The organism is Enterobacter sp. Acro-832 (genome assembly GCF_011752745.1).
In the GTDB taxonomy this organism is placed as follows: Bacteria; Pseudomonadota; Gammaproteobacteria; order Enterobacterales; family Enterobacteriaceae; genus Enterobacter; species Enterobacter quasiroggenkampii.
On record NZ_VWWX01000003.1, the window covers coordinates 588,028 to 614,721 of the forward strand.

At 59.0% G+C, this 26,694-nt stretch carries 24 protein-coding genes; 13 read left to right on the top strand and 11 right to left on the bottom strand.

The window, feature by feature from the left end; all coding sequences use genetic code 11:
- Nucleotides 1–64: 64 nt before the first annotated feature.
- Nucleotides 65–1,489 carry a 6-phospho-beta-glucosidase gene (locus F3J31_RS14240; protein WP_167213739.1) on the bottom strand — a complete coding sequence of 475 codons (1,425 nt, stop codon included), beginning with the start codon at nt 1,487–1,489 and terminating at the stop codon, nt 65–67.
- 18 nt (nt 1,490–1,507) lie between these two features.
- Nucleotides 1,508–2,959 carry a PTS cellobiose/arbutin/salicin transporter subunit IIBC gene (gene ascF, locus F3J31_RS14245; RefSeq protein WP_024907719.1) on the bottom strand — a complete coding sequence of 484 codons (1,452 nt, stop codon included), beginning with the start codon at nt 2,957–2,959 and terminating at the stop codon, nt 1,508–1,510.
- A gap of 214 nt (nt 2,960–3,173) precedes the next feature.
- Between ascF and F3J31_RS14250 the strand changes: the two genes are divergently transcribed.
- The 4 genes from F3J31_RS14250 (at nt 3,174) to F3J31_RS14265 (ending at nt 8,113) form a co-directional block, all read left to right on the top strand.
- Nucleotides 3,174–4,187 carry a LacI family DNA-binding transcriptional regulator gene (locus tag F3J31_RS14250; protein ID WP_045908510.1) on the top strand — a complete coding sequence of 338 codons (1,014 nt, stop codon included), beginning with the start codon at nt 3,174–3,176 and terminating at the stop codon, nt 4,185–4,187.
- Nucleotides 4,188–4,321: 134 nt separating this feature from the next.
- Nucleotides 4,322–4,867: an electron transport protein HydN gene (gene hydN, locus F3J31_RS14255; RefSeq protein ID WP_032643033.1), complete on the top strand. Its 546-nt coding sequence runs from the start codon at nt 4,322–4,324 to the stop codon at nt 4,865–4,867.
- A 5-nt stretch (nt 4,868–4,872) separates the two neighbouring features.
- On the top strand, nt 4,873–7,113 hold the full coding sequence (gene hypF, locus F3J31_RS14260) for a carbamoyltransferase HypF (protein WP_167213741.1): 2,241 nt from the start codon (nt 4,873–4,875) through the stop codon (nt 7,111–7,113).
- Nucleotides 7,091–8,113 (top strand): HoxN/HupN/NixA family nickel/cobalt transporter, encoded by a 1,023-nt coding sequence (locus F3J31_RS14265; RefSeq protein ID WP_045418135.1) that lies wholly within the window; start codon nt 7,091–7,093, stop codon nt 8,111–8,113. Before hypF ends, F3J31_RS14265 begins: the two co-directional genes overlap by 23 nt.
- A gap of 81 nt (nt 8,114–8,194) precedes the next feature.
- Here the strand turns inward: F3J31_RS14265 and norW are convergent, their stop codons facing one another.
- Entirely contained in the window at nt 8,195–9,328 is a 1,134-nt protein-coding gene (gene norW, locus F3J31_RS14270; protein WP_167213745.1) for an NADH:flavorubredoxin reductase NorW, read from the bottom strand.
- The gene (gene norV, locus F3J31_RS14275) at nt 9,325–10,767 is read right to left on the bottom strand and encodes an anaerobic nitric oxide reductase flavorubredoxin (RefSeq protein WP_167213747.1); all 1,443 of its coding nucleotides are present in this window, start codon (nt 10,765–10,767) and stop codon (nt 9,325–9,327) included. The genes norW and norV overlap by 4 nt, the downstream gene beginning before the upstream one ends.
- A 188-nt stretch (nt 10,768–10,955) precedes the next feature.
- Here norV and norR point away from each other — a divergent pair, with 188 nt between their 5' ends.
- Nucleotides 10,956–12,470 carry a nitric oxide reductase transcriptional regulator NorR gene (norR, locus tag F3J31_RS14280; protein WP_205246254.1) on the top strand — a complete coding sequence of 505 codons (1,515 nt, stop codon included), beginning with the start codon at nt 10,956–10,958 and terminating at the stop codon, nt 12,468–12,470.
- Here norR and gutQ read toward each other — a convergent pair.
- The 7 genes from gutQ to srlA all read right to left on the bottom strand — a co-directional run bounded on the left by gutQ (nt 12,467) and on the right by srlA (nt 17,402).
- The gene (gutQ, locus tag F3J31_RS14285; RefSeq protein ID WP_069720350.1) at nt 12,467–13,432 is read right to left on the bottom strand and encodes an arabinose-5-phosphate isomerase GutQ; all 966 of its coding nucleotides are present in this window, start codon (nt 13,430–13,432) and stop codon (nt 12,467–12,469) included. The genes norR and gutQ overlap by 4 nt on opposite strands.
- Entirely contained in the window at nt 13,425–14,198 is a 774-nt protein-coding gene (locus F3J31_RS14290; protein WP_032640855.1) for a DNA-binding transcriptional repressor, read from the bottom strand. Before F3J31_RS14290 ends, gutQ begins: the two co-directional genes overlap by 8 nt.
- A gap of 63 nt (nt 14,199–14,261) precedes the next feature.
- On the bottom strand, nt 14,262–14,621 hold the full coding sequence (gutM, locus tag F3J31_RS14295) for a transcriptional regulator GutM (protein WP_045908515.1): 360 nt from the start codon (nt 14,619–14,621) through the stop codon (nt 14,262–14,264).
- A 92-nt stretch (nt 14,622–14,713) separates the two neighbouring features.
- The gene (gene srlD / locus F3J31_RS14300) at nt 14,714–15,493 is read right to left on the bottom strand and encodes a sorbitol-6-phosphate dehydrogenase (protein WP_023294411.1); all 780 of its coding nucleotides are present in this window, start codon (nt 15,491–15,493) and stop codon (nt 14,714–14,716) included.
- Nucleotides 15,494–15,507: 14 nt separating this feature from the next.
- On the bottom strand, nt 15,508–15,870 hold the full coding sequence (gene srlB / locus F3J31_RS14305) for a PTS glucitol/sorbitol transporter subunit IIA (RefSeq protein ID WP_022649147.1): 363 nt from the start codon (nt 15,868–15,870) through the stop codon (nt 15,508–15,510).
- A 12-nt stretch (nt 15,871–15,882) separates the two neighbouring features.
- The gene (locus F3J31_RS14310; RefSeq protein WP_167213753.1) at nt 15,883–16,842 is read right to left on the bottom strand and encodes a PTS glucitol/sorbitol transporter subunit IIB; all 960 of its coding nucleotides are present in this window, start codon (nt 16,840–16,842) and stop codon (nt 15,883–15,885) included.
- A complete protein-coding gene (gene srlA / locus F3J31_RS14315) occupies nt 16,839–17,402 on the bottom strand; it encodes a PTS glucitol/sorbitol transporter subunit IIC (protein ID WP_003862164.1) in 564 nt (187 codons plus the stop codon). Before srlA ends, F3J31_RS14310 begins: the two co-directional genes overlap by 4 nt.
- 251 nt (nt 17,403–17,653) lie before the next feature.
- On the opposite strand from srlA, the gene mltB reads away from it, so the two are divergent.
- From mltB to alaS, 8 genes are all read left to right on the top strand, one after another.
- Entirely contained in the window at nt 17,654–18,754 is a 1,101-nt protein-coding gene (mltB, locus tag F3J31_RS14320; protein ID WP_045908517.1) for a lytic murein transglycosylase B, read from the top strand.
- A 300-nt stretch (nt 18,755–19,054) separates the two neighbouring features.
- Nucleotides 19,055–19,708 carry an ATP-binding cassette domain-containing protein gene (locus F3J31_RS14325; protein ID WP_167213756.1) on the top strand — a complete coding sequence of 218 codons (654 nt, stop codon included), beginning with the start codon at nt 19,055–19,057 and terminating at the stop codon, nt 19,706–19,708.
- Entirely contained in the window at nt 19,705–20,565 is an 861-nt protein-coding gene (locus F3J31_RS14330; protein WP_024907701.1) for a metal ABC transporter permease, read from the top strand. Before F3J31_RS14325 ends, F3J31_RS14330 begins: the two co-directional genes overlap by 4 nt.
- A 14-nt stretch (nt 20,566–20,579) precedes the next feature.
- Nucleotides 20,580–21,458, top strand: a complete 879-nt coding sequence (locus F3J31_RS14335; RefSeq protein WP_048029245.1) for a metal ABC transporter substrate-binding protein — start codon at nt 20,580–20,582, stop codon at nt 21,456–21,458.
- 129 nt (nt 21,459–21,587) lie between these two features.
- Entirely contained in the window at nt 21,588–22,085 is a 498-nt protein-coding gene (pncC, locus tag F3J31_RS14340; RefSeq protein ID WP_045908520.1) for a nicotinamide-nucleotide amidase, read from the top strand.
- Nucleotides 22,086–22,174: 89 nt separating this feature from the next.
- Nucleotides 22,175–23,233, top strand: a complete 1,059-nt coding sequence (recA, locus tag F3J31_RS14345; RefSeq protein ID WP_024907698.1) for a recombinase RecA — start codon at nt 22,175–22,177, stop codon at nt 23,231–23,233.
- Nucleotides 23,234–23,302: 69 nt separating this feature from the next.
- Nucleotides 23,303–23,803, top strand: coding sequence for a recombination regulator RecX (gene recX, locus F3J31_RS14350; protein WP_167213759.1), 501 nt, complete (start codon nt 23,303–23,305; stop codon nt 23,801–23,803).
- A gap of 131 nt (nt 23,804–23,934) precedes the next feature.
- On the top strand, nt 23,935–26,562 hold the full coding sequence (gene alaS / locus F3J31_RS14355) for an alanine--tRNA ligase (protein ID WP_008499543.1): 2,628 nt from the start codon (nt 23,935–23,937) through the stop codon (nt 26,560–26,562).
- The last annotated feature ends 132 nt before the right edge of the window (nt 26,563–26,694 follow it).

Sequence of the window (26,694 nt, forward strand, 5' to 3'; positions counted from 1 at the left end):
TACGCTTACCGGGCCTACGGTTTTGTAGGCCGGGTAAGGCGAAGCCGCCACCCGGCAAAACAGGCTACGCCAGATCCGCCCCGTTACTCGCAATCACCTTCTGATACCATCCGAACGATTTCTTGCGTTTCCGCTCCAGCGTGCCGTTCCCGGCGTCGTCGCGGTCAACGTACACAAACCCGTAACGCTTGCTCATCTCACCGGTTGAGGCCGAGACCAGGTCAATGCAGCCCCAGGTGGTGTAACCCATCAGCGGCACGCCGTCCTCAATCGCATCGCCCATCGCGCGGATATGCTCGCGCAGATAGCTGATGCGGTAGTCGTCGTTAATCTCGCCGTTTTCATCAACGACATCTTTCGCCCCCAGGCCGTTTTCCACCAGGAACAGCGGCTTCTGGTAGCGGTCGTACATCATGTTCATGGTGATGCGCAGGCCGAGCGGGTCGATGCCCCAGCCCCATTCGCTCACCTGAATGTGCGGGTTGCGCAGAGATTTGACGATGTTCGCCGCATTGGTGTTGTTCGCGTTCATATCCGCCGAGGCGCAGCGCGAGGCGTAATAGCTGAACGAGACAAAATCGACGGTATTTTTCAGCAGTTCGTCATCGCCCGGATCTTTAACAATCACGACGCCTTTCTCGCGGAACACGCGGGCAGAATAGGCCGGATAGCTGCCGCGCGCCTGCACGTCGATAAAGAACAGGTTCTCGCGGTCTTTCTCCAGCGCCATCCACACGTCTTCCGGCTTGCAGGAGTAGGGGTAGAAGTTACCGCCCGCCAGCATGCAGCCGACCTGGTTTTCCGGGTTCACCTCGTGAGCAATTTTAGTCGCCAGCGCGCTCGCCACCAGCTCGTGGTGCGCGGCCTGGTATTTCACCTGGTCTTCGTTTTCGCCTTCCTCAAACACCAGCCCCGCGCCGGAGAACGGGCTGTGCAGCATGATGTTGATTTCGTTGAAGGTCAGCCAGTATTTCACCAGCCCGTTAAACTCCTCGAAGCAGGTGCGGGCATAGCGGGCAAAGAAATCCACCATTTTGCGGTTGCGCCAGGAGCCGTACTCCGTCACCAGGTGCATCGGCACGTCGAAGTGGCAGAGGGTCACCAGCGGCTCGATGTTGTATTTTTTGCACTCCTCGAACACCGCGCGGTAAAAGGCAATACCCTCTTTGTTCGGCAGCGGTTCGTCGCCGTACGGATAGAGGCGGCTCCAGGCGATCGAGGTGCGGAACACCGTAAAGCCCATCTCCGCCATCAGGGCGATGTCCTCTTTATAGCGATGGTAAAAATCAATCGCCTCGTGGCTCGGGTAGAATTCGTCGTCACGCAGCGAAAAACGCTTTTCCTTACCGAGCTTCACCGCCAGGCGGTTCGCGCCGTGGGGGATCATATCGACCGTCGTCAGCCCTTTGCCGCCCTCACGGTAAGCGCCTTCACTCTGGTTGGCGGCAAGCGCGCCGCCCCATAAAAATCCTTGTGGAAAAACAGACATTCTTACCTCGCTTTCAATTTATGCTTTTGCTGCGTTGTTCTGTACCGGTGCGGTCTGCAGGGCGCGCGCTTTTTCGGCGTCGTCTTCGACCGGAATATCCTCAAAGCCCAGTATCAGGGTCAGAACAAACGACAGCACCACTGCCAGACCCATCACGCCAAACACCCAGACGATGGTCATCGGGTTCGCCGGGTCGAAGAACTGTACGCTGGTAAACAGCCCCGGTGCCGCCATCGAGTGGCTGGCAAGACCCGCGATACCGGCAACCGCGCCGCAGATAAAGCCGCTGATCAGGCTTGCAATCAGCGGGCGTTTCAGACGTATTGCGACGCCGTACAGGGCCGGTTCAGAGATCCCCGCCATGATGGCGGAGGCCGCCGCCGCCAGCGCCGTCTGGCGCAGCTCCGGGTTTTTGGTTTTCCACGCCACCGCCAGCGACGAACCGCCGAGCGACAGGTTGGCGCCAATTTCCGAGGGCATCACCATCCCTTCCTTGCCCGTTTCGGCAATGGTCTGAATGATGGTTGGCGTAAACACGCGGTGCATGCCGGTCATGACCAGCAGCGGCCACAGCGCGCCCATGATGGCCACGGAGAGCCAGCCCAGATAGCCGTGAATGGTGTAGACCAGCGCGGAGATCGCACTACCGATCCAGATGCCCAGCGGTCCAATCAGCACGATGGCGAGCGGGGCGGCAATCAGCACGATTAGCATCGGCTTGAGGAAGTTTTTCGTCACCGCCGGGGTAATGCGATCCACCCAGCGCTCGATGTACGACAGGCACCAGGTCATCACCAGCGCGGGGATGACGGTGTAGGTGTATTTCACCGCCGTCACCGGGATAAAGGCGAACTCAACGTGCTCGCCCTGCGCGGCTTTCGCCATCAGCTCGATAAAGCTCGGGTGCACCAGCACGCCCGCAATGGCTATCGCCAGCGACATGTTGGTTTTGAATTTCACCGCCGCCGAGGCCGCCACCATCAGCGGCAGGAAGAAGAACGCGCCGTCGCCGATGACGGTCAAAATGGTGAGCGTCGGCGCGCCTTTGGGCAGCACGCCGGTCATCTCAAGGATCATCGCCAGCAGCTTGACCATCGAGCCGCCGATGATCGCCGGGATCAGCGGGGACATGGTGCCGATCAGCGCGTCGAGGATCCCGGCGCCAATGCGGCGTAACGTCAGCTTTTGCGGGCCTTCCGGCACCGCGGGCTGCAGGTCAGCGGGCAGCAGGCTTACCACCTCGCGGTACGCCTGAGAGACGGTATTGCCAATAATCACCTGGCACTGGTTGTCGTTACGCACCACGCCGAGCACGCCGCTGATGCTTTTCAGGCGCGCGGCGTCGGTGAGGGTTTCGTCTTTCAGAACGAAACGCAGTCGCGTCATGCAGTGGGTGACGGCGACGATGTTCTCTTTGCCGCCCAGCGCGCTGATAACGTCGTTCGCCAGCGCAGCGTAATTTTTGGCCATCGGATGTGATCCTGTTATCGTTGTGTGAAATGTAGGAAACCGGTTCCACATAATCATCATGAGTTTTTATGAATGAAACAAGATCGCTTTTTGACCATTTTTTTATTTCGTGACTCCGATCACCAGCAGGAACCCAAAGCGTGATGTCGCCGCTGCGACAATTTTTCTGCAGTGCAGTACACTGCGCTCCATCAGATTCAGACGGAATAACAACATGACCACGATGCTTGAAGTGGCGAAGCGGGCAGGCGTTTCGAAAGCCACGGTATCCCGGGTGCTGTCGGGCAATGGCTATGTCAGCCAGGAGACCAAAGATCGGGTGTTTCAGGCCATTGAAGAGAGCGGCTATCGCCCAAATTTGCTGGCGCGCAACCTGGCGACCAAACGTACCCAGACGCTGGGCCTGGTGGTGACCAACACCTTGTATCACGGCGTCTACTTTAGCGAGCTGCTGTTTCACGCCGCGCGCATGACGGAGGAGAAAGGGCGGCAGCTGATCCTCGCGGACGGCAAGCACAGCGCCGATGAAGAGCGCGAGGCGATCCAGTATCTGCTCGATATGCGCTGCGACGCGGTGATCATCTATCCGCGTTTTCTGAGCGTGGAAGAGATGGATGAGATCGTCGAGAAGTGCGAGCAGCCCATTATGGTGCTCAACCGCCGCCTGCGGAAAAACAGCAGCCACAGCGTGTGGTCCGATCATAAAGCCTCCAGCCAGGACGCGGTGTCACAACTGATTGCGAAAGGGCATCGTGAGATCGCCTTTATCACCGGCTCGCTGGATTCTCCCACCGGGGTTGAGCGTCTCTCCGGCTATAAGGACGCGCTGGCGCAGCACGGTATTTCGCTGCGCGAGGGGCTGATTGCGCAGGGGAAGTGGAACCCCGCCAGCGGCGCGGCGGCGGTGTCCGAACTGCTTGCTCGGGGTGAGCGCTTTACGGCGCTGGTGGCGAGCAATGACGATATGGCCATCGGTGCCATGAAGCAACTGCACGACAGCGGCGTGGCCACGCCGGACGCGGTGTCGGTGATCGGTTTCGACGATGTGGCCATCGCGCCTTACATTGTACCGTCGCTCTCCAGCGTCCGCATTCCGGTAACGGAGATGATCAAAGAGACCATCAGCCGCCTGATCTTTATGCTCGACGGCGGTGAGTTTAAATATCAGCAAATTTTCTCCGGCGAGCTTGTCCTGCGCGACTCGGTTATTGACGGCCCGCACCGCTGATGTCGACAGCTGTCATCGTCATAAGTGACGATGACGGCACCGCTTTAATTTTTAAAATGAAATAAAATCAATAAGTTAATTATTGGCACGGTTTATGAATATCTCCGCGCATAACTGTAATGCTGGAGAAGCAGATGAACCGTTTTATTATGGCCGATGCCAGTAAGTGTATTGGTTGCCGTACCTGTGAAGTGGCGTGCGTGGTTTCCCATCAGGCGGAGCAGGACTGCGCGTCGCTTACCCCTGACACCTTCCTGCCGCGCATCCACGTCATCAAAGGCGTGAATATTTCCACCGCCGCCATCTGTCGCCAGTGCGAAGACGCACCGTGCGCGAACGTCTGCCCGAACGGGGCGATTAAACGCGAGAAAGGCTTTGTGCACGTGATGCAGGAGCGCTGCATTGGCTGCAAAACCTGCGTGGTCGCCTGCCCGTATGGCGCGATGGAGGTGGTGGTCCGTCCGGTAGTGCGCAACAGCGGTATGGGGCTGAGCGTGCGCGCGGACAAAGCCGAAGCCAACAAATGTGACCTTTGCTACCACCGTGAGGCCGGCCCGGCCTGTATGGAAGCGTGTCCGACACACGCGCTGGTCTGCGTGGATCGCGACAAGCTTGAACAGATGAGCGCCGAAAAGCGCCGTCGCGCGGCGTTCGACACCTCGTCATCACTGCTGTTCTGAACCGTATGAGCAGCAACGGCGTTCAGCTGCGGGTGCGCGGCAAAGTGCAGGGCGTCGGGTTTCGTCCCTTCGTCTGGCAACTGGCGCAGGCGCTTCAGTTGACCGGTGACGTCTGCAATGACGGAGAGGGCGTGCTGGTGCGCCTCGCGGGTAATGGGGGGGCCTTTACCGCGAGGCTGCATCAGGACTGCCCGCCGCTGGCACGCATTGACCGCGTGGAAGCGCAGCCGTTTACCTGGTCGCGCGTGCCGGAGGACTTTACCATCCGCCACAGCGCGGCCGGGACGATGGACACCCAGATTGTCCCCGATGCGGCGACCTGCCCGGCGTGTCTGGCTGAGATGGGCGACCCACGCGAACGCCGTTATCGCTATCCGTTTATCAACTGCACCCACTGCGGGCCGCGGTTTACCATTATCCGCGCCATGCCCTACGACCGCCCGGCCACGGCAATGGCGCCGTTCCCGCTCTGTGGGCCGTGTGAAGCCGAATACCGCAATCCTGCCGACCGCCGTTTTCACGCCCAGCCGGTCGCCTGCCCGGACTGCGGGCCCGGGCTTATGTGGCGTGCGGGAGACATGACAGCTGAGCGCGACGCTGCGCTGCGCGCGGCGGTGGCGATGCTGAAAAGCGGCGGTATTGTCGCCGTCAAAGGGCTGGGGGGCTTTCACCTCGTCTGTGACGCGCGTAACCCGCAGGCGATCGCGACGCTTCGGTCACGCAAGCAGCGGCCCGCGAAGCCGCTGGCGGTGATGATCCCGCATGCGGATGACCTGCCGGAGACGGTTCAGACGCTGCTACGCTCACCCGCCGCACCCATTGTGCTCACGCCAAAAGCCTGGCTGCCCGTGTTCCCGGAAGGTATCGCACCCGGTCTGGATTCCGTCGGCATCATGCTTCCTGCGAACCCGCTGCAGCACCTTCTCATGATGGACTGCCAGTGCCCGCTGGTGATGACCTCCGGCAACCTCAGCGGCAGACCACCTGCCATCACCAACCGGCAGGCGCTGGATGAGCTCAGCGGCATCGCGGACGGTTTCCTGCTGCATAACCGCGATATTCTGCAGCGGATGGACGATTCGGTGATGGATCGGGACGGTGCGATGCTGCGCCGCGCGCGCGGTTTTGTGCCCGATGCCATCACGCTGCCTGCCGGGTTCGACAATATCCCCGCCATGCTGTGCACCGGGGCGGAGATGAAAAACACCTTCTGCCTGGTGCGTGGGAATCAGGCGGTGCTGAGCCAGCATTTTGGCGATCTCGGTGACGAGGGGGTGGAAGCGCAGTGGCGTTCCGCGCTGTCGGTGATGCAGGACATTTACGCCTTCCAGCCGGAGCGCGTGGTGGGCGATGCCCATCCGGGATATCGCGCTCGTCAGTGGGCGCAGGCGCAGGCGTTGCCCCTTGAAGAGGTACACCACCATCACGCCCACGCCGCGGCGTGCCTGGCCGAAAACGGCTGGCCGCGCGATGGCGGAGACGTTATCGCCCTGACGCTGGACGGGATCGGCATGGGGGAAAACGGCGCGCTGTGGGGCGGAGAGTGCCTGCGGGTCAGCTATCGCGACTATGCGCATTTGGGTGGTCTGCCTGCCGTTGCGCTGCCGGGCGGCGATCTGGCGGCCATGCAGCCGTGGCGTAATCTGCTCGCCCACTGCCTGGCGTTTGTGCCCGACTGGCAGCAGTACCCGGAAACCCATGCGGTTCAGCGCCAGAACTGGGCGTTGCTGGCGACGGCGATCCAGCGTGGCATCAACGCGCCGCGAGCTTCTTCCTGTGGTCGCCTGTTTGACGCGGTTGCCTGTGCGCTCAGCATCGACACGCAGCGTTACGAAGGGGAAGCGGCCTGCCGGCTGGAAGCCCTGGCATCGCAGTGCGCGGGTGTCGACCATCCGGTGACGCTGGAAGTGGATAACCTCGTGCTTTTCTGGCAGCAGTGGCTGAGCTGGCAGGCGGAACCCTGCGCGCGCGCCTGGGCGTTTCACGATGCGCTGGCAAAAGGGCTGGCGGAGCTCGCCGCGTTTCATGCCCGGCGCCTGTCGCTGTCGACAATCTGTCTCAGCGGCGGGGTATTACACAACCGTCTGCTGCGCGCGCGTCTGCGTCATTATCTTTCTGACTTTACGCTTCTTTTTCCTTCGCGCCTGCCCGCAGGTGACGGAGCGATCTCCTTCGGGCAGGCGGTGGTCGCCGCTGCCCGGTCATGTTTACAAAGGACTAAAAATGTTACGACTGTTACGCAATGAACCTCGCGCCGCGCTTCTGCTGCTGGCTCTGGTAATGGCAAACCTGCTGGCCTGGGGATGGGCATGGCACACCTTTAGCGGCAGCACGGCGCTGATGGCGGCAAGCCTGCTGGCGTGGTGCTACGGACTGCGTCATGCGGTGGACGCTGACCACATTGCAGCCATAGATACCGTGACGCGTAAGATGATGCAGCAGGGCAAACGCCCGTCCGGCGTGGGGGCGTGGTTCTCGCTGGGCCACTCCACCATCGTGGTGCTGGCTTCCATTGCCATCGCCGCTACCGCCACGGCGTTTCAGAAGAACATGGCGTGGTTCCACGAAACCGGTAGCCTGATTGGTACCGCCGTTTCCGCGACCTTCCTGCTGGCGATGGCGCTGGTGAATATGGTGATCCTGCGCGGCGTCTGGCGCAGTTTTCAGGCGCTGAAACACGGCAGGCCCGTGCAGGACGACATCACGCTACCTGCTCAGGGCGGGGTAATGAACTGGCTGTTTGGCAAGACCTTCCGCCTCGTCAATAAAAGCTGGCAGATGTACCTGGTTGGCTTCCTGTTTGGTCTCGGCTTTGATACGGCCACCGAGATCGGCGTGCTGGGGATCTCTGCCGCCAGCGCGTCCAGCGGGATGTCGGTGTGGTCAATCATGATCTTTCCGGCACTCTTCGCCAGCGGCATGGCGCTGGTGGATACCCTCGACAACCTGCTGATGGTCGGCGCCTACGGCTGGGCGTTTAACAAGCCGCAGCGCAAGCTCTACTACAACATGACCATCACCGGCACCTCCGTGGTGGTGGCGCTGTTTATCGGCGGGCTGGAAGCGCTGGGTCTGCTGATGGATAAATTTGCCCTCAGCGGCGGCCTCTGGGATCTGATTGGCGCGGTGAACGACAATCTGGGCAACGCCGGGTTTGTCGTCGTGGGTCTGTTTGTCGCCTGCTGGCTGATTTCCATGGCGAATTACCGCTGGCGCGGCTACGACGCGCTGGTGGTACGTTCCTGACCGACCCAGTCCGGTTGCGCTACGCTTGCACGGGTCTGCATATAGGCCGGGTAAGCGGAGCGCCACCCGGCAATACGGGGGTTAAGCAGGGAGCGATTTCAGCAGGGAGAAGGCCTCTTTCATCCTGTCTTCACTGACGACAAAGGCGCGCATCTGACCGTCAGCATCGATGCCGCGCGCCACCATGCCCTGCGGCGAAAGGGCAATCTGCCAGTCCAGATCCTGACGCTGCGTTTCGCCCGCGAGATGCAGCGGTAATTCCGGCGTTTTCACTTTGACCAGCATGGCGGGTAATTTCACCGGCGTAGTGCCGCCGAGCAGGTTTTTCGCCAGAGACAGCGCGCTTAATTGAATCGGCTGTAAAAAGGGCAGCACCTGGCCGTTAATTTCCGCGCAGTCGCCCAGGGCATAAATGTCCGGCTGAGTAGTTTGCAGGTAGCAGTCCACCTTCACGCCGCGGTTGATTTCGGCGCCTGCGCGATGCGCCAGTGCCATTTCTGAGCGCAACCCTGTCGCCGCAATCACCACATCCACTTCCACGCTGCGGTTGCGGTCGAGCGTTGCACGCATGCCGCTGCCGGTTTTGCTCAGGCTCTGCAGCTGCGATTTCAACAGCAGATGGACGCCCATGTCGGTCAGATGATGCTGTAAGCGGCTGCTCACTTCAGCGGGCATCAGCGCCGACAGAATGCTTGCCGCGTGGTCGACCAGGGTGACGGATTTACCCGCACGGCAGAAATCCATCGCCAGTTCGGTGCCGATCAGCCCGCCGCCGACAATCATCACCCGCGTGGCGTCGCGAAGCTCCGTTTCGCTGGCCTGATACGCATGCTGGCTGTTGAGCGTGACCATCAGCTCGCGGCCCTCAACCGGCGGCACAAACGCAGAGGCACCCGTGGCCAGCACCAGCTTGTCGTACTGCCAGGTTTTATCTTTCGCTTTCACCAGACGGGCGTCGGCGTCGATATCGGTGACCCAGGTGTACGGAAACAGACGCAGGTTAAACTGTTCTGCGAACGCCCCCGCCGTCTGGCGGGTGAGATCGTCGGCGCGCTGGTTCTGGCTCATGACGTGGCTTAAATCAGGCTTGTTGTACTCGTCCATGCTGTCGGCGGCGATCAGCGTCAATGGCACGTTAGCATCCTGTTTGCGGATATTTTTCACCAGCTGGCGGGCGGCAAAGCCCGAGCCGATAATGACGATGCCGTGGTTCATTTTGCCTCCGTTGCCAGTTCATCAAAGACGTCTTTCCCGAGGGAACATTCCGGGCAGAGGAAGTTGTCCGGCACCTCACTCCACGGCGTGCCCGGGGCGACATCCTGCAGTGGTTCGCCCCGTTCCGGGTCGTAAATCCACTGGCATACGCTGCACTGCATGCAAGGACCGAGGTCGGCAGCGGCAGCTTTTGCTTCGGCTTCCGGCGCAACCGCCGCGGCGGGGGCGGTTTCCGACAGCGGTGCGAGCGCCCACTGACGGGCAATGTCGCGACCGTGCTGGCGGCAGATTTCCAGGGCATCGATATCCGGCCGCCATTTCGCCTTCAGGCTCATCGACATCTCAAACCCTGCATCCTGTAAACGGGTGGAAAGGCGGTCGACCGCGCCGCCGCTCCAGCCGTGGGAGCCAAAGGCGCTGGCGCGCTTGTTGCGAAAACGCAGGCCGGTCATCTCTTCGACCAGACCGGCAATCTTCGGCATCATCACGTTATTCATGGTGGAGGTGCCCACCAGCACGCCCTTAGAGCGGAAAACGTTGGTTAAAACCTCGTTCTTATCGCTGCGCGCCACGTTGAAGATTTTCACCGCCACGTTCGGGTCCACTTCGTTGATGCCCTGGGCAATGGCATCCGCCATCATGCGGGTGTTGTTGGACATGGTGTCGTAGAAGATCGTAATGCGGTCTTCCTGATAATCCGCCGCCCATTTCAGGTACAGCTCGACGATCTGGGTGGGGTTTTCACGCCACACCACGCCGTGAGAGGTGGCAATCATCTCCACCGGCAGGTTAAAGCCGAGGATCTCGGTGATTTTTGGCGTGACCAGACGGCTGAACGGGGTCAGGATGTTGGCGTAGTACCGTTGGCACTGCTCGAAAAGCTCGGTCTGATCCACTTCGTCATTAAACAGGCGTTCGTCGCAGTAGTGCTGGCCGAAGGCGTCGTTGCTGAACAGCACCGCGTCGCCGGTCATGTAGGTCATCATGCTGTCCGGCCAGTGCAGCATGGGCGTTTCCACGAAGATCAGCTGCTTGCCATTGCCGATATCCAGCGCGTCGCCCGTTTTCACGGTGTGGAAGTTCCACTCCGGATGGTGGTGATGACCGTTGATCGAGTCGATGGCGTTGGTGGTGCAGTAGATCGGAGTGTCCGGAATATACGACATCAGCTCGGTCAGGGCACCGGCATGATCCTCCTCCGCATGGTTGATGATGATGTAGTCGATGGCGTTCAGGTCGATTTCACCGCGCAGGTTCTGCACGAACTCGCGGCTGAACTTGTGATCGACGGTATCGATCAGCACGTTTTTTCCTTCGCGGATGAGATAGCTGTTATAGCTGCTGCCGCGCAGCGTTTTATATTCCGTCCCGTGGAAATCGCGCACTTCCCAGTCACGTTGACCCACCCAATGAATGTTATTTTTAACCAGAATAGACATAGCAAACCTCAGCGTAATATCGCGTTTTTCAAATAGGATGGTTTGCTTATATCAAGCTGCGTGCCAACTTTTAATTTATTGATTTTTATAAATTAAAATTTTTATGATCCGTAATGAGTAGTCATTATGACTATCCAAAACAGTGTCACTATGACAATATGCATTGTCAAAATGACAGCGAGGCAGACATGAGCTTTTCCGTAGATGTGCTGGCGAAGATCGCCATTGAGCTGCAAACCGGTATCGGCCATCAGGACCGCTTTCAGCGGCTGATCTCCACGCTGCGCCACGTGCTGGCGTGCGACGCCTCGGCGCTGCTGCGCTACGAAGGGCGGCAGTTTATTCCCCTGGCGATCGACGGCCTGGCGAAGGATGTGCTCGGGCGGCGCTTTACCCTTGAAGGCCATCCACGTCTGGAGACCATTGCCCGCGCGGGTGACGTGGTGCGCTTCCCGGCGGACAGCGATCTGCCCGACCCGTACGACGGGCTGATTCCCGGACAGGAGAGCCTGAAGGTGCACGCCTGTATTGGCTTGCCGCTGTTTGCCGGGCAAAACCTGATTGGGGCGCTGACCCTCGACGGCATGTCGCCGGACCAGTTCGATACTTTCAGTGATGAAGAGTTGCGCCTCATTGCGGCGCTGGCCGCCGGGGCGCTTAACAACGCGCTGCTGATTGAACAGCTGGAGAGCCAGAATATCCTTCCCGGCAGCCCGGCGTCGTTTGAGCAGGTCACGCACACGGAGATGATTGGCCTCTCTCCGGGCATGGCGCAGCTCAAAAAAGAGATTGAGATTGTCGCCGCGTCCGATTTGAACGTGCTGATCTTCGGGGAGACCGGCACCGGCAAGGAGCTGGTGGCGAAGTCGATTCATGAAGCGTCGCCGCGCGCGGTCAATCCGCTGGTGTACCTCAACTGCGCCGCGCTGCCGGAAAGCGTGGCGGAAAGCGAATTGTTTGGTCACGTCAAAGGGGCGTTTACCGGCGCCATCAGCAACCGCAGCGGCAAGTTCGAAATGGCCGATAACGGTACGCTGTTTCTGGATGAAATAGGCGAGCTCTCTCTGTCGCTACAGGCCAAACTTCTGCGCGTATTACAGTACGGCGATATCCAGCGTGTGGGGGATGACCGCAGCTTAAGAGTGGATGTGCGCGTGCTGGCGGCGACCAACCGCGACCTGCGTGAGGCGGTGCTGGCCGGGCAGTTCCGCGCCGACCTGTTCCACCGCCTGAGCGTGTTCCCGCTTACCGTTCCGCCGCTGCGCGAGCGCGGGGACGACGTGGTACTGCTGGCGGGCTATTTCTGCGAACAGTGCCGTCTCAGGATGGGGCTTTCCCGCGTGGTGCTGAGTCCGGGGGCGAGGGCGCATCTGCTGAGCTACGGCTGGCCGGGCAACGTGCGCGAGCTGGAACACGCGATTCACCGTGCGGTGGTGCTGGCGCGAGCGACGCGTTCGGGTGATGAAGTGGTTATACATGCCCGGCATTTTGCGCAGCATGATGAAACCGCACCCACGATTGCCCATACAGCTCCGGAGATAACGAGCGAAAACCTGCGTGACGCGACAGAGGCGTTTCAGCGTCAGATGATTATCCGCGCGCTGGATCAGAACAACCGCAACTGGGCGGCGTGCGCCCGGGCGCTGGAGATGGACGTCGCCAACCTGCACCGGCTGGCGAAGCGTCTCGGGCTGAAGGGTTAGATAATCCCGGCCTGATAGAAATCCTGCAGGTTGATGGCACCGCACAGCCTGCCGGTGTCATCCACCACCGGTGCGGCGGTGATTTTGCGCTTCATTAGCACCTCTTTGGCTTCAATGGCGCGGCTCTCGGCGTTCAGCGTCAGCCCGCCCTGGGTCATGGCGTCCGACACTTTGGTTTCCAGCTTGCCACCGCCCACCAGCCAGCGGCGCAGGTCGCCGTCGGTGAATACGCCTTTGACGTACCCGTCGTCATCGCACACCGCCACCAGCCCCAGACCGGTGCGGCTGAGCTCCAGCATCGCGTCCATGACGCTGGTATTGAGTTTGACCTGCGGAATCGCATCGTCAGTGCGCATCAGGTGGTGAACCTTGTTGAGCAGGCGTGCCCCGAGCGCCCCCGCCGGATGCGAGCGGGCGAAATCTTCTTCGTTAAACCCGCGCGCCTGCATCACCGCCATCGCCAGCGCGTCGCCCATCATCAGGGTATTCACGGTGCTGGAGGTCGGGGCGAGGTGCATCGGACAGGCTTCACGCTCAACGGAAATATCCAGCGTCGCTTTGGCGGCCAGCGCCAGCGGTGAGCGGGATTTCCCGGTCATCGCCAGCAGGGCAACCGATTTTTCCTGCAGACGCGGAATAATCAGGTCCAGCTCTTTGGCCGAACCGGAGTAGGAGATAAACAGCATCACGTCGCGGCTCTCAATCATTCCCAGATCGCCGTGCAGCGCCTCTGCAGGATGCACGAAGAACGCCGGGGTGCCGGTGCTGGCCAGCGTCGCGGCAATCTTTTTGCCGATATGGCCGGATTTACCGATGCCCGCCACGATCACTTTGCCTTCGCAGTGGATAATGGTGTTGGCGGCACGGACAAAATCCTCGCCCAGACGTTCCGGCAGGCGGCTGGCTTCCTGCAGCTCCAGCATCAGCGTCTGGCGGCCCGTTTCTAACAGAAAATCACTCATCTCTCTCTCCGGTTACAATCACGTCGATGCCTTTCTCTTCCAGCGCTTTTTTGAACGCCGGATCGATACCCGCGTCGGTAATCAGCTTGTCGACGCTTTCCAGGCTACAGACAATGTTGGGGCTTTTGCGGCCAAACTTCGACGAGTCTGCCATCAAAATCACTTCCCGCGCGGCGTTGCACATGGCTTTACTGACGCTGAACACTTCGTTGAACGTCGTGACGCCCGCGTTCAGATCGATGCCGTCGGTGCCCATGAACAGTTTATCAAAGCTGAAGTGGTCGAAGGCGTTCTCCGCCAGCTGTCCGTGAAACGACGCCGATTTTTTGCGGAAGGTGCCGCCGGGCATCAGGATGGTCTGCTCGCTGTCGAACTCCGACAGGGCGTTGACGATATGCAGGCTGTTGGTCATCACCGTGATGTTGTTAAAGCGGCTGAGCAGCGGGATCATCTGCAGGACGGTGCTGCCGGCATCCAGAATGATGGAGTCGCCATCGTGGATAAATTTTACGGCGGCTTCGGCAATCAGCGCTTTCTGGTGGGTGTTGATCAGCGTTTTGTGGTCGATAGGCGGGTCCGCTTCGTCTTTATTGAGCACCACGCCGCCGTAGGTTCGAATGACGGCGCCAGAGTTTTCGAGCAATACGAGGTCCTTGCGTATCGTTGTGCCGGTGGTGTCAAAGTAGTGGGCCAGATCCTCTACCGAGCATTTTCCCTGCTTTTGCAGATGCTCAAGAATGGCCGCCTGCCGCTGACGAGGTTTCATAGGCGCTTCGTTCCTTAGGTTGCGAAATGATAATTTCGCAAGTCTATAGCTTTCACAACGAAATTATCCATGTTTCAGATTAAGCGCTAATGATAGTGCATTCTGACAGAGTGGATCATGGGGAAAGATCACATCAGGCTGTAATTCCTGCAGCGAAATGCCGTTAATTGCCTGGATTTTCACCGGACGGGCAAAGACGGTCATGCCGCGCATGATGAGGGAATCGCAGACGTTATTGTTTTCATCCAGCGCAATAGCCACGACGACGCGTGGTTTAAAGCGTCCGCCGGAACGTCCGACGCCCACGCGGCCTTTCTGGCACAGGGCGTCAAACGCGCGGTTAAACTGGTGGATTTGCCAGCCGCCGAACGCCATCTGGCAGAGCCAGGCGAGGGCGGCGACGGTGATGAGTGCGGTAACCATATCTGCTCCTTTAATGGCCGGGTGGCGGCTGCGCCTTACCCGGCCTGTGGGGATTGTAGCCCCGGTAAGCGCAGCGCCACCGGGGAATGAACTCAGAACATCACCTGCCCGCCGGTGACGTTAATCGACTGTCCGGTGCAGTACGAGGCTTTCGGGCTGGCGTAAAACAGCAGCATGTTCAGCACGTCCTGGTAATCACACCCGCGCTTGAGCGGCACTTTATCGATGTAGTACTGCTCCACTTCTTCCGCTTTGATGCCGAGCTTGGTGGCGTACTGCGGCAGTAGGGACTGGAACATCGGCGATTTCAGCAGGTTGCCCAGCATCAGCGAGTGAACGGTAATGCCGTATTCGGCCAGATCCAGCGCCAGAGACTGCGTCAGCCCCACGCCGCCAAACTTCGCCGCGCTGTAGCCGGAGTTATGCTTGCTGCCCACTTTCCCCGATTTAGAGTTGATCTGAATGATGCGCCCCTGAATGCCGTCGCGGATCATCAGACGGGAAAACTCGCGGGCACAGAGGAAATAGCCCACCAGATTGACCTGCAGCGAGCGGTCAAAATCCCCCAGCTCGAAATCGCTGATAAAGGCCGCTTTCGCAATTCCCGCGCTGTAGACCAGCAGGTCGGTACGGCCAAAAATCTCGTCCACGCCGCGGGCCAGCGCCATCACGCTCTGCTCGCTGGTGGCGTCGGCGCCAAACCCGTACGCCATTCCTTCACCAAACTCGGTGTTGATGGTGTCCGCCACGCGGGCGGCTTTTTCACTCTGGATGTCCACTACCGCCACGCGGTAACCCTCTGCGGCAAGCCCACGGCAGAGGAACTCGCCTAAGGTTTGTCCCCCACCAATGACAACGGCAACCTGACTCATGTCTATCTCCTTAATTACGCAACAAATTTTAACGTGCAGCCTGGGGTAACAGCCTGCGGAACCGGACCCTCAACGTGCACCGTGCCGGGATACTCCGCCTGCGGCTGGCCGTCGAAACGCAGGGTGATGTGGCCCAGCTCGCGCAGGTTTTGTTCAGCGACGTCGCCGACGGCGGTCACGGCATAGCGCGCCTCGCCCAGCTCCAGCTGGCTCCCGGCCTTCAGCTCACCGTTCAGCTCGCCGTGGCAGTGGATGAAGCAAAACTCTTCGATATCAGCAGGCGCCCCTTCGCGAAAGGTGATCAGCATCTGGTCGCTCAGCGCGTCGGCGGCGCTCTGGCCGATGCGGGTAATGGTGGTCTGGTAAATCACGGTCATGGCAGGCACCTCTTATTGATAAATAAAGCCGGAAACAAACCAGGCAATCAGCACCGTCGGCGCGCCCGTCAGGAAGCGGCTGACCAGCACGGACGGCACGCCCACGCGCACGGTGTCCTGGCGCGCTTCGGCCAGCGACAGCCCCACAGGGATAAAGTCGCACGCCGCCTGGGCGTTAATGGCAAACAGGGCGGGCAGGGCGAGGTGCGGGGGAATGTTCCCCAGACCAATCTGCACGCCAATCAGCACGCCGATGACCTGAGCAATCACCGCGCCCGGGCCGAGGAACGGCGACAGCAGCGGGAAGGAGCAGATCAGCGCCAGCGTCACCAGCCCAAGCGGGTGGCTGGCGAGCGGGGCGAGCCCATGGGCAATCCAGTCGCCCAGGCCGGAGGCCATGATGATGCCAATCAGCGCCGAGACGAACGCCATAAACGGCAGAATGGTCTTCAGCACCGTGTCGATGGTGTCGCGCCCGGACTGGAACAGCACCGCCACGGCGGAACCCATGCCCATCCCGACTTTCGCCAGCAGGCCATCGCTCTGCTCGGTAATTTTCTTGCTGGTGTCGTACTCGCGCGGAGCCGCTTTTTGCGGCGCGGGAGTCCCATCCACCAGCGTGATGTTGTCCTCCTTCACGCCCGAGACATAAATGTCTTCAAGAATGTACTGCGCCAGCGGGCCGGATTTTCCGGTGGAGTGAATGTTCACCGTTGGAATGCGGCGCTTCGGATAGATGCCGCAGCGCAGCGTGCCGCCGCAGTCGATCACCGCCACGCCAATTTCCGCTTCCGGCGGTTCGCCTTCCTTGAAGCCGTCGACCGCTTCCCAGCCCGTCAGCTCGCGCAGCCTGTCGACGATCGCCGGGCGGGTACCCGCGGTGATGTAAACAATCTTTTTGCCTTCGGTGGCGTCGAACTCCAGCGGGCCGCCCCAGCCACCCGTGCCTTTCTCAATGCGGATCCGGTTCATGCTGTGGCTCCTGAAAGATGGACCTTCTGTTCAAGCTGGATGCCCATTTTTTTCTCGAAAATAGCGGTGGTGAGGTCGGTCACCCAGCCGCGGAAGAAGTTGGTGACCAGACCGACCAGCAGGTAGCTCACCGCCAGCGGGCCGAGCGGCAGACCAAGCGTGGTAAGGCCGCTGGCGATCCCGAGATAAACGAACAGCTCGCCGGGGTTGATGTGCGGGAACAGGCCGTTCATCGAATGGCAGCTGTAGGAGGCGGCGGCGTAATAGCTCGGCTTGTACTTCTCTGGCATAAAGCGGCCGAGGCTTAAGGTCATCGGGTTGCAGAACACGAATGTGCCGATAAAGGGCAGTATCAGGTAGCGGGACAGCGGGTTTCCGGCGCAGCGCTGGGCGAAGCGTTCAATACGCTGTTGCCCGATAAAGTTAATCAGCGCGTTCATGATAACCAGCAGGCTGATCAGCAGGGGCAGGATGCCGGTCACCATGCCGGTGAACACTTCTCCGCCTTTCTGAAACAGCCCGATGAACCACTCGGCGCCGTGGGTGATGGTTTCTATCATTCTTCTCTCCTGTAGGGCGTTTGTTTTTGTCTATCTGCGGCTAATAATAATCACTTTGAAAGGTTTTAAAGTGTTAGTTAGGTCTCACAATGAAAGAAAAATGTATTATTTTGAAAGTTAATTGATGTGGTGAATGATTTTCGGGGGAAAAAAGCACGGATTTGCGTTGGGGAGGTGCGTACCGCTTCCTTGAGGTGTTGCGGATGCTTTACCATACTGGGTTCTTATCGAACCCGTTAAATGGATGTCTCATGTTCAAGCGTCGTTATGCAGCGCTGTTGCCTGCGCTTATTCTGCTGTCTGCCTGTAGTAGCAAACCTAAGACCGAAGCCGTTCAGCAAACGGCGGGCGCGCCTTCCGGAGGATTCCTGCTGGAGCCGCAGCACAATATGATGCAGATGGGCGGCGACTTCGCGAATAACCCGGCGGCCGAGCAGTTCATCGATAAAATGGTGAGCAAACACGGCTTTGACAGACAGCAGCTGCACGAAATTTTGTCTCAGGCCAAGCGTCTGGACTACGTGCTGCGCCTGATGGACAGACAGGCGCCGACGGCCCAGGTGCCGAGCGGGCCAAACGGGGCGTGGCTGCGCTATCGCAAACAGTTCATTACCCCGGACAACGTGCAAAACGGCGTGGCGTTCTGGAATCAGTATGAAGAGGCGCTCAACCGCGCGTGGCAGGTGTACGGCGTACCGCCTGAAATCATCGTCGGGATTATCGGCGTGGAAACCCGCTGGGGCCGCGTGATGGGCAAAACCCGCATCCTTGACGCGCTGGCGACGCTCTCCTTTAACTATCCGCGCCGCGCGGAGTATTTCTCTTCCGAGCTGGAAACCTTCCTGCTGATGGCGCGTAACGAACAGGACGATCCGCTCGATCTGAAAGGGTCGTTTGCCGGCGCGATGGGTTACGGCCAGTTTATGCCGTCGTCCTATAAACAGTATGCCGTCGACTTTAACGGAGATGGTCATATCAACCTGTGGGATCCGGTGGATGCCATCGGCAGCGTGGCGAACTACTTCAAAGCGCACGGCTGGGTGCCGGGCGGCCAGGTGGCGGTGCAGGCGAACGGCCAGGCACCGGGGCTGGAAAACGGCTTCAAAACTAACTACAGCATTTCGCAGCTGACCGCGGCAGGCTTAACGCCAACGCAGCCGCTGGGCAATGCACAGCAGGCGAGCCTGCTGCGTCTGGATGTTGGAACGGGCTATCAGTACTGGTACGGACTGCCGAACTTCTACACCATCACCCGCTATAACCACAGCACCCACTATGCGATGGCCGTATGGCAGCTGGGGCTGGCGGTATCGCAGGCCCGCGTGCCGGCGGCGTCACCGTTTAGTCAGTAAGTTACCCCGACGGGTAGGCCGGGTAAGGCAACGCCGCCACCCGGCATGGCTGCGCATACGGTGCGACCTGACGCCCTCTCCCACGGCAGAGGGCGTTTTGCAGAAACATTTCGCCACACTCCCTTTTCAAACCTGCCATTTACATCTTAACCACCTTTCATTATTGTTATGTTATAACATTTAAACTGGTGTCGAGATGTCAACGTCCCTTTTTTCTCTGTCTGCTCCGGTTCGGCTTTTGCTGGCGCTGGTGCTTATTGTCTTTCTCGGGCTGGCCGTGCGCTGGGCGGTGGCGTTGCCATGATTGTGATGAATGACCTGGTCGCGGGTTATGAACGCCAGCCCGTGACGCGACCCCTCTCGGGCACGATTGCGCATGGAAGTATGACCGCGATTGTCGGCGCTAACGGCTGCGGGAAATCTACCTTACTGAAAACGCTCGCCGGGTTTATTCCGCCCGTAAGCGGCGGTTTTCGCTGGCAGGGAAAGCGCCCGGTGATTGGCTGGCTGGCACAGCGCCACGCGCTGGAGGCGCAGTTTCCGCTAACCGTTCGGGACGTGGTAAGCATGGGCTGCTGGCCTGGCATTTCGCTGTTTTCCGGGTTTCGCCGCGAAACGCGGCTGCGCATTGCCAGCGCGCTTGAGCGCGTCGGGCTGGAATCCATGGCGTTATCCACCATCGATGAGCTCTCCGGCGGCCAGTTCCAGCGCATGCTGTTCGCCCGCGTCCTGGTGCAGCAGGCGCCGCTGGTGATGCTGGATGAGCCCTTTACCGGGGTCGATGAGGCCACCTGCAACGTGCTGATGGATGTGATGCTGGAGATGTATATGCAGGGGCAAACGCTGCTCGCGGTACTGCACGACAGCGAGCGCGTGTCGCGCCACTTCCCGCAGACGTTACGGCTAGATGCTGACGTTCCTCAATGGAAAACCGAGCGGGTGAGGGTGGCATGATCTGGCATCTCTTTTTTCAGCCGTTTATCGAGTACGGCTTTATGCGTCGCGCGCTGGTGGTTTGCCTGGCGCTCTCGGTCAGCACCACCGCGCTCGGCGTGTTTCTTCAGCTGCGGAGAATGAGCCTGATGGGCGATGCCCTTTCGCACGCCATTTTACCGGGCGTCGCCGTGGGATACTTGCTCAGCGGCATGTCGCTGCTGGCGATGAGTATCGGCGGTTTTATCGCGGGCATTACCGTGGCGCTGCTGGCCGGTCTGGTCAGCCGCCGCACGCCGCTTAAGGAAGATGCCAGCTTTGCCGGGTTTTATCTCGGCTCACTGGCGTTGGGGGTTACGCTGGTGTCGCTTCGTGGGTCGAATGTCGATCTGCTGCATTTGCTGTTTGGCTCCATCCTCGCCGTGGACAACGACGCTGCGCTGTTTGTCACGGGCGTGTGCATGTTCACCCTTATTGTGCTGGCGATGTTCTATCGCGGGCTGGTTACCGAAGCGTTTGACACCGCCTGGCTACAGGTGAACGCCCGCTGGTTGCCCGGCCTGCTGCACGGACTGTTTCTGGCGCTGCTGGTTCTTAACCTGGTGGCCGGTTTTCAGGTGCTCGGCACGCTGATGGCCGTTGGTCTGATGATGCTGCCGGCTGTGGCAGCTCGCTGCTGGGTACGCACGCTACCGGCGTTACTCCTGATGGCGGGCATCAGCGGTATTTTTTGCGCATGGCTGGGGCTGAGCCTCTCCTGGGCGATGAGTCTTCCGGCCGGGCCATCCATCGTGCTCACCGCCAGCGCGCTGTTCTTTATTTCCATTTTATTGGGTACGCGAAGCAGGCTCGCTGGCAGTCTGCGGGCGTATTTTTAACGCAAGGGGAAACGATGAAACGTACAGGATTAGCAGTGGCGCTCGCGCTGGGGATGATGTCGCACGGCGTGATGGCGAAAACGCTGAATGTGGTCACCAGCTTTTCGATACTGGGGGATATCACCCAGGAGGTGGGCGGTGACCATGTGAAGGTGACGACGCTGGTGGGGCCGGATGGCGATCCGCATACCTTCGAGCCGTCGCCGAAAGACAGCGCGGCACTAAGCAAAGCCGATGTGGTGGTGGTAAACGGCCTGGGGCTGGAGGGCTGGCTTGACCGTCTGGTGAAGGCCTCCGGGTTCAAAGGACAGCTGGTCGTCGCCTCAACCGGGGTGAAAACCCACACGCTTGAGGAAGATGGAAAGACCGTGACCGATCCGCACGCCTGGAACAGCGCGGCGAACGGGGCGTTATATGCACAAAATATTCTGAACGGGCTGGTGAAAGCCGATCCGCAGGACAAAGCCGCGCTGGAAGCCTCCGGTAAACCCTATATCACGCAGCTTAACCAGCTGGATAGCTGGGCCAAAACGCGCTTTAGCCAGATCCCGCAGGCGAAGCGTAACGTGTTGACCAGCCATGACGCGTTCGGCTATTTCAGCCGTGCCTACGGCGTGAGGTTTATGGCGCCGCAGGGACTGTCCTCCGAGAGCGAGGCCAGCGCGGCGCAGGTTGCTGAGATTATCAATCAGATCAAAGCCGACGGCGTAAAAACCTGGTTTATGGAAAATCAGCTCGATCCGCGTCTGGTGAAGCAAATTGCATCCGCGACGGGCGCGCAGCCGGGGGGCGAGCTTTACCCCGAAGCGCTGTCGGCCAAAGGCGGGGTGGCAGACACCTACGTTAAGGCGTTTCGCCACAATGTGAATACGCTCGCCAACAGCATGAAATAACTTTTCCACGGCCGGTGCGCCCGCACCGGCTTTTTTCTGAAGCACCCTCGTAAAACCCGAAGCGCATCCCCACATCTGACGAGAAAGTGCTATCTTGTGCAGCACGTTTTTCTGATGCCTGGAGCGAGAATGACTGACCATGAATTGATGCAGCTTAGCGAGATAGTTGGCCTTGCGCTTAAGCAACGTGGGGCGACCCTTACCACCGCTGAGTCCTGCACCGGCGGCTGGGTGGCGAAAGCGATTACCGATATTGCCGGCAGTTCCGCCTGGTTTGAACGCGGATTTGTGACCTACAGTAACGAAGCTAAAGCACAGATGATTGGCGTGCGCGAATCCACGCTGGAACAGCACGGCGCGGTCAGCGAACCGGTGGTCATCGAGATGGCGATTGGCGCGCTCAAAGCGGCGCGTGCTGATTTCGCCATTTCCATTAGCGGCATCGCGGGGCCGGACGGCGGCAGCGACGTGAAGCCTGTCGGCACCGTCTGGTTTGGTTTTGCCACCGCGAAAGGTGAAGGGATCACCCGCCGGGAGTGCTTTAGCGGCGATCGCGAAAGCGTGCGTCGTCAGGCAACCGTTTATGCGTTAAAAACGCTCTGGCAACAATTTCTACAAAACACTTGATACTGTATGACCATACAGTATAATTGCACCAACAGAACAGAAATCCACGGTGAAGCACAGTCGCTTCTCCCGGCATGACAGGAGTAATAATGGCTATCGACGAAAACAAACAGAAAGCGTTGGCGGCAGCACTGGGCCAGATCGAAAAGCAATTCGGTAAAGGCTCCATCATGCGCCTGGGTGAAGACCGTTCCATGGATGTGGAAACCATCTCCACCGGTTCGCTTTCTCTGGATATCGCGCTGGGCGCTGGCGGTCTGCCTATGGGCCGTATCGTAGAGATCTACGGGCCAGAGTCCTCCGGTAAAACCACCCTGACGCTGCAGGTCATTGCCGCAGCACAGCGCGAAGGTAAAACCTGTGCGTTTATCGATGCCGAGCACGCGCTGGACCCTGTGTATGCCCGTAAGCTGGGCGTCGATATCGACAACCTGCTGTGTTCTCAGCCGGACACCGGTGAGCAGGCGCTGGAAATTTGTGACGCGCTGGCGCGTTCTGGTGCTGTTGACGTTATCGTGGTCGACTCCGTTGCTGCACTGACGCCAAAAGCGGAAATCGAAGGTGAAATCGGCGACTCTCACATGGGCCTCGCGGCACGTATGATGAGCCAGGCGATGCGTAAGCTGGCGGGTAACCTGAAGCAGTCCAACACGCTGCTGATCTTCATCAACCAGATCCGTATGAAAATTGGCGTGATGTTCGGTAACCCGGAAACCACGACCGGGGGTAACGCCCTGAAATTCTACGCCTCTGTCCGTCTGGATATCCGCCGTATTGGCGCGGTGAAAGAGGGTGAGAACGTGGTGGGTAGCGAAACCCGCGTCAAGGTTGTGAAGAACAAAATCGCTGCGCCGTTCAAGCAGGCTGAGTTCCAGATCCTCTACGGCGAAGGTATTAACTTCTTCGGTGAGCTGGTTGACCTGGGCGTGAAAGAGAAGCTGATTGAAAAAGCGGGCGCCTGGTACAGCTACAACGGTGACAAGATTGGTCAGGGTAAAGCGAATGCCATCTCCTGGCTGAAAGAGAACCCGGCTGCGGCGAAAGAGATCGAGAAGAAAGTGCGTGAGCTGCTGCTGAACAACCAGGACTCCACGCCAGATTTCGCGGTTGATAGCGCGGATGCTGAAGAAACTAACGAAGACTTTTAATTCTTTCGTTTAACAATGAAGGGCTGCTGATGCGGCCCTTTTTGCATTTCTGAATCAGCAGGTTTTTTTATGAGTGAACCGACAACACGTCGACCCGCGTATGCACGCCTACTGGATCGCGCGGTGCGCATCCTGGCCGTTCGTGACCACAGTGAACAGGAGCTGCGGCGAAAACTGTCGGCACCGGTGATGAGTAAAAACGGCCCGGAAGAGATTGATGCCACTGCGGAAGATTATGACCGCGTCATCGCATGGTGCTATGAGCATCGCTATCTTGATGACGAGCGTTTTGCCACGCGGTTTCTCGCCAGCCGTGGCCGCAAGGGATACGGGCCCGCGCGCATCCGGCAGGAGCTAAACCAGAAAGGGGTGGCCCGGGAGTCCATCGAAAAAGCGATGCGCGAATGCGACATTGACTGGTGCGAGCTGGCAAAAGAGCAAGCTATTCGTAAGTACGGCGAACCGCTGCCGCGTGAATTTTCAGAAAAAGTCAAAATCCAGCGCTTTTTGCTCTACCGCGGCTTCCTGATGGAAGATATTCAGGATATCTGGCGTAATTTTGCCGATTGAACGCATGCGGGATTTTACTTCCCACCAAAGAAAACTTATCTTATTCCCACTTTTTCCAGTAGCTGGTCTGTCCAACGGTTTACCGATACAGGCTGGCTACGACATTTCGTTAGCTTGATTTCAGGATAATTATGAGCAAGAGCACCGCTGAGATCCGTCAGGCGTTTCTCGATTTTTTCCATAGTAAGGGACACCAGGTTGTTGCCAGCAGCTCCCTGGTACCGAACAACGATCCGACTCTGCTGTTTACCAACGCCGGGATGAACCAGTTCAAGGATGTGTTCCTTGGTCTCGACAAGCGTAATTATTCCCGCGCCACAACCTCACAGCGTTGCGTGCGTGCGGGCGGTAAACACAACGACCTGGAAAACGTCGGTTACACCGCGCGTCACCACACCTTCTTCGAAATGCTGGGTAACTTCAGCTTCGGCGACTACTTTAAACACGATGCTATTCAATATGCGTGGGAACTGCTGACCGGTGAAAACTGGTTCAACCTGCCGAAAGAGCGTCTGTGGGTTACCGTCTATGAAACCGATGACGAAGCCTACGAAATCTGGGAAAAAGAAGTCGGGATCCCGCGCGAGCGTATTATTCGCATCGGCGATAACAAAGGCGCGCCTTACGCGTCCGATAACTTCTGGCAGATGGGTGACACCGGTCCTTGCGGTCCGTGCACCGAGATCTTCTACGATCACGGCGACCACATCTGGGGCGGCCCTCCTGGCAGCCCGGAAGAAGACGGCGATCGCTACATTGAGATCTGGAACATCGTCTTCATGCAGTTTAACCGTCAGGCCGACGGTACGATGGAGCCGCTGCCGAAGCCGTCCGTTGATACCGGTATGGGTCTGGAGCGTATTGCCGCGGTACTGCAGCACGTTAACTCCAACTATGAGATTGACCTGTTCAGCACCCTGATCAAAGCCGTTGCCGAAGTGACCGGCGCGACCGATCTGAACAACAAATCGCTGCGCGTTATCGCGGACCACATTCGTTCCTGCGCGTTCCTGATTGCCGATGGCGTTATCCCGTCAAATGAAAACCGTGGCTACGTGCTGCGTCGTATCATTCGTCGTGCTATCCGTCACGGCAACATGCTGGGCGCGAAAGACACCTTCTTCTATAAACTCGTTGGGCCACTGATTGGCGTGATGGGGTCAGCCGGTGACGAGCTGAAACGCCAGCAGGCGCAGGTAGAGCAGGTTCTGAAAACCGAAGAAGAGCAGTTTGCCCGTACGCTGGAGCGCGGTCTGGCGCTGCTGGACGAAGAGCTGGCGAAGCTTAAGGGCGACACGCTGGATGGCGAAACTGCTTTCCGCCTGTACGACACCTACGGCTTCCCGGTTGACCTGACGGCGGACGTTTGCCGCGAGCGTAACATCAAAGTTGACGAAGCGGGCTTCGAAGCCGCGATGGAAGAGCAGCGCCGTCGTGCGCGCGAGTCCAGCGGCTTCGGTGCAGACTACAACGCGATGATCCGCGTTGACAGCGCGTCTGAATTCAAAGGCTATGAGGCGCTGGAACTGACCGGCAAAGTGACCGCTCTGTTTGTTGACGGTAAAGCCGTAGACAGCATCAGCGCGGGCCAGGAAGCCGTAGTCATTCTGGACAAAACGCCGTTCTACGCCGAATCCGGCGGCCAGGTTGGCGATAAAGGCGAACTGAAGGGCAATGGCTTTAGCTTCAGCGTGACCGACACTCAAAAATACGGTCAGGCGATTGGTCACCAGGGCAAACTGGTTTCCGGTTCTCTGAAAGTGGGCGAGGGCGTCCAGGCTAACGTTGATGAAGCTCGCCGCGCGCGCATTCGTCTGAACCACTCGGCAACCCACCTGATGCACGCTGCCCTGCGCGACGTACTCGGTACCCATGTTGCACAGAAAGGTTCTCTGGTTAACGACAAAGTGCTGCGCTTCGACTTCTCGCATTTTGAAGCGATGAAGCCGTCTGAAATCCGTGCGGTGGAAGATCTGGTGAATGCGCAGATCCGTCGTAACCTGCCAATCGAGACCCATATCATGGATCTCGAAGACGCGAAGAAAAAAGGTGCGATGGCGCTGTTTGGCGAGAAATACGACGAGCGCGTTCGCGTGCTGAGCATGGGCGACTTCTCTACCGAGCTGTGCGGCGGTACGCACGCCTCGCGCACCGGTGATATCGGCCTGTTCCGCATTGTTTCCGAGTCGGGAACGGCGGCAGGTGTGCGTCGTATTGAAGCGGTGACCGGTGAAGGTGCGATTGCCAGCCTGCATGCGCAGAGCGATCAGCTGCACGACATCGCGCAGCTACTGAAAGGCGATAGCCAGAACCTGGGCGAGAAAGTGCGCGTTGCGCTGGATCGCACGCGTCAGCTGGAAAAAGAGCTGCAGCAGCTGAAAGAGCAGGCTGCGGCGCAGGAGAGTGCAAACCTCTCCAGCAAGGCTGTAGACATTAAGGGCGTCAAACTGCTGGTCAGCGATCTGGCGGGCGTTGAGCCTAAGATGCTGCGTACTATGGTCGACGATCTCAAGAACCAGCTTGGTTCTACCGTTATCGTGCTGGCGACAGTGGCAGAAGGTAAGGTTTCTCTGATTGCGGGCGTCTCTAAGGATGTGACTGACCGCGTAAAAGCAGGGGAACTGATTGGTATGGTCGCTCAGCAGGTGGGCGGCAAGGGTGGCGGTCGTCCGGACATGGCGCAAGCCGGTGGTACGGATGCGGCGGCACTTCCTGCGGCATTAGCCAGCGTTGAAAGCTGGGTAAGCGCGAAACTGTAATAACTACAAAGCACAAGCAGACGCCATAGCGGTAACGTTATGGCGTCTTGTTCACTGTGCTATCGATAACGATAAAGTCAGGTTGAGTTTGTGTATATCGGCTAAACTTACGTTTAACAGAATGTGATGCCG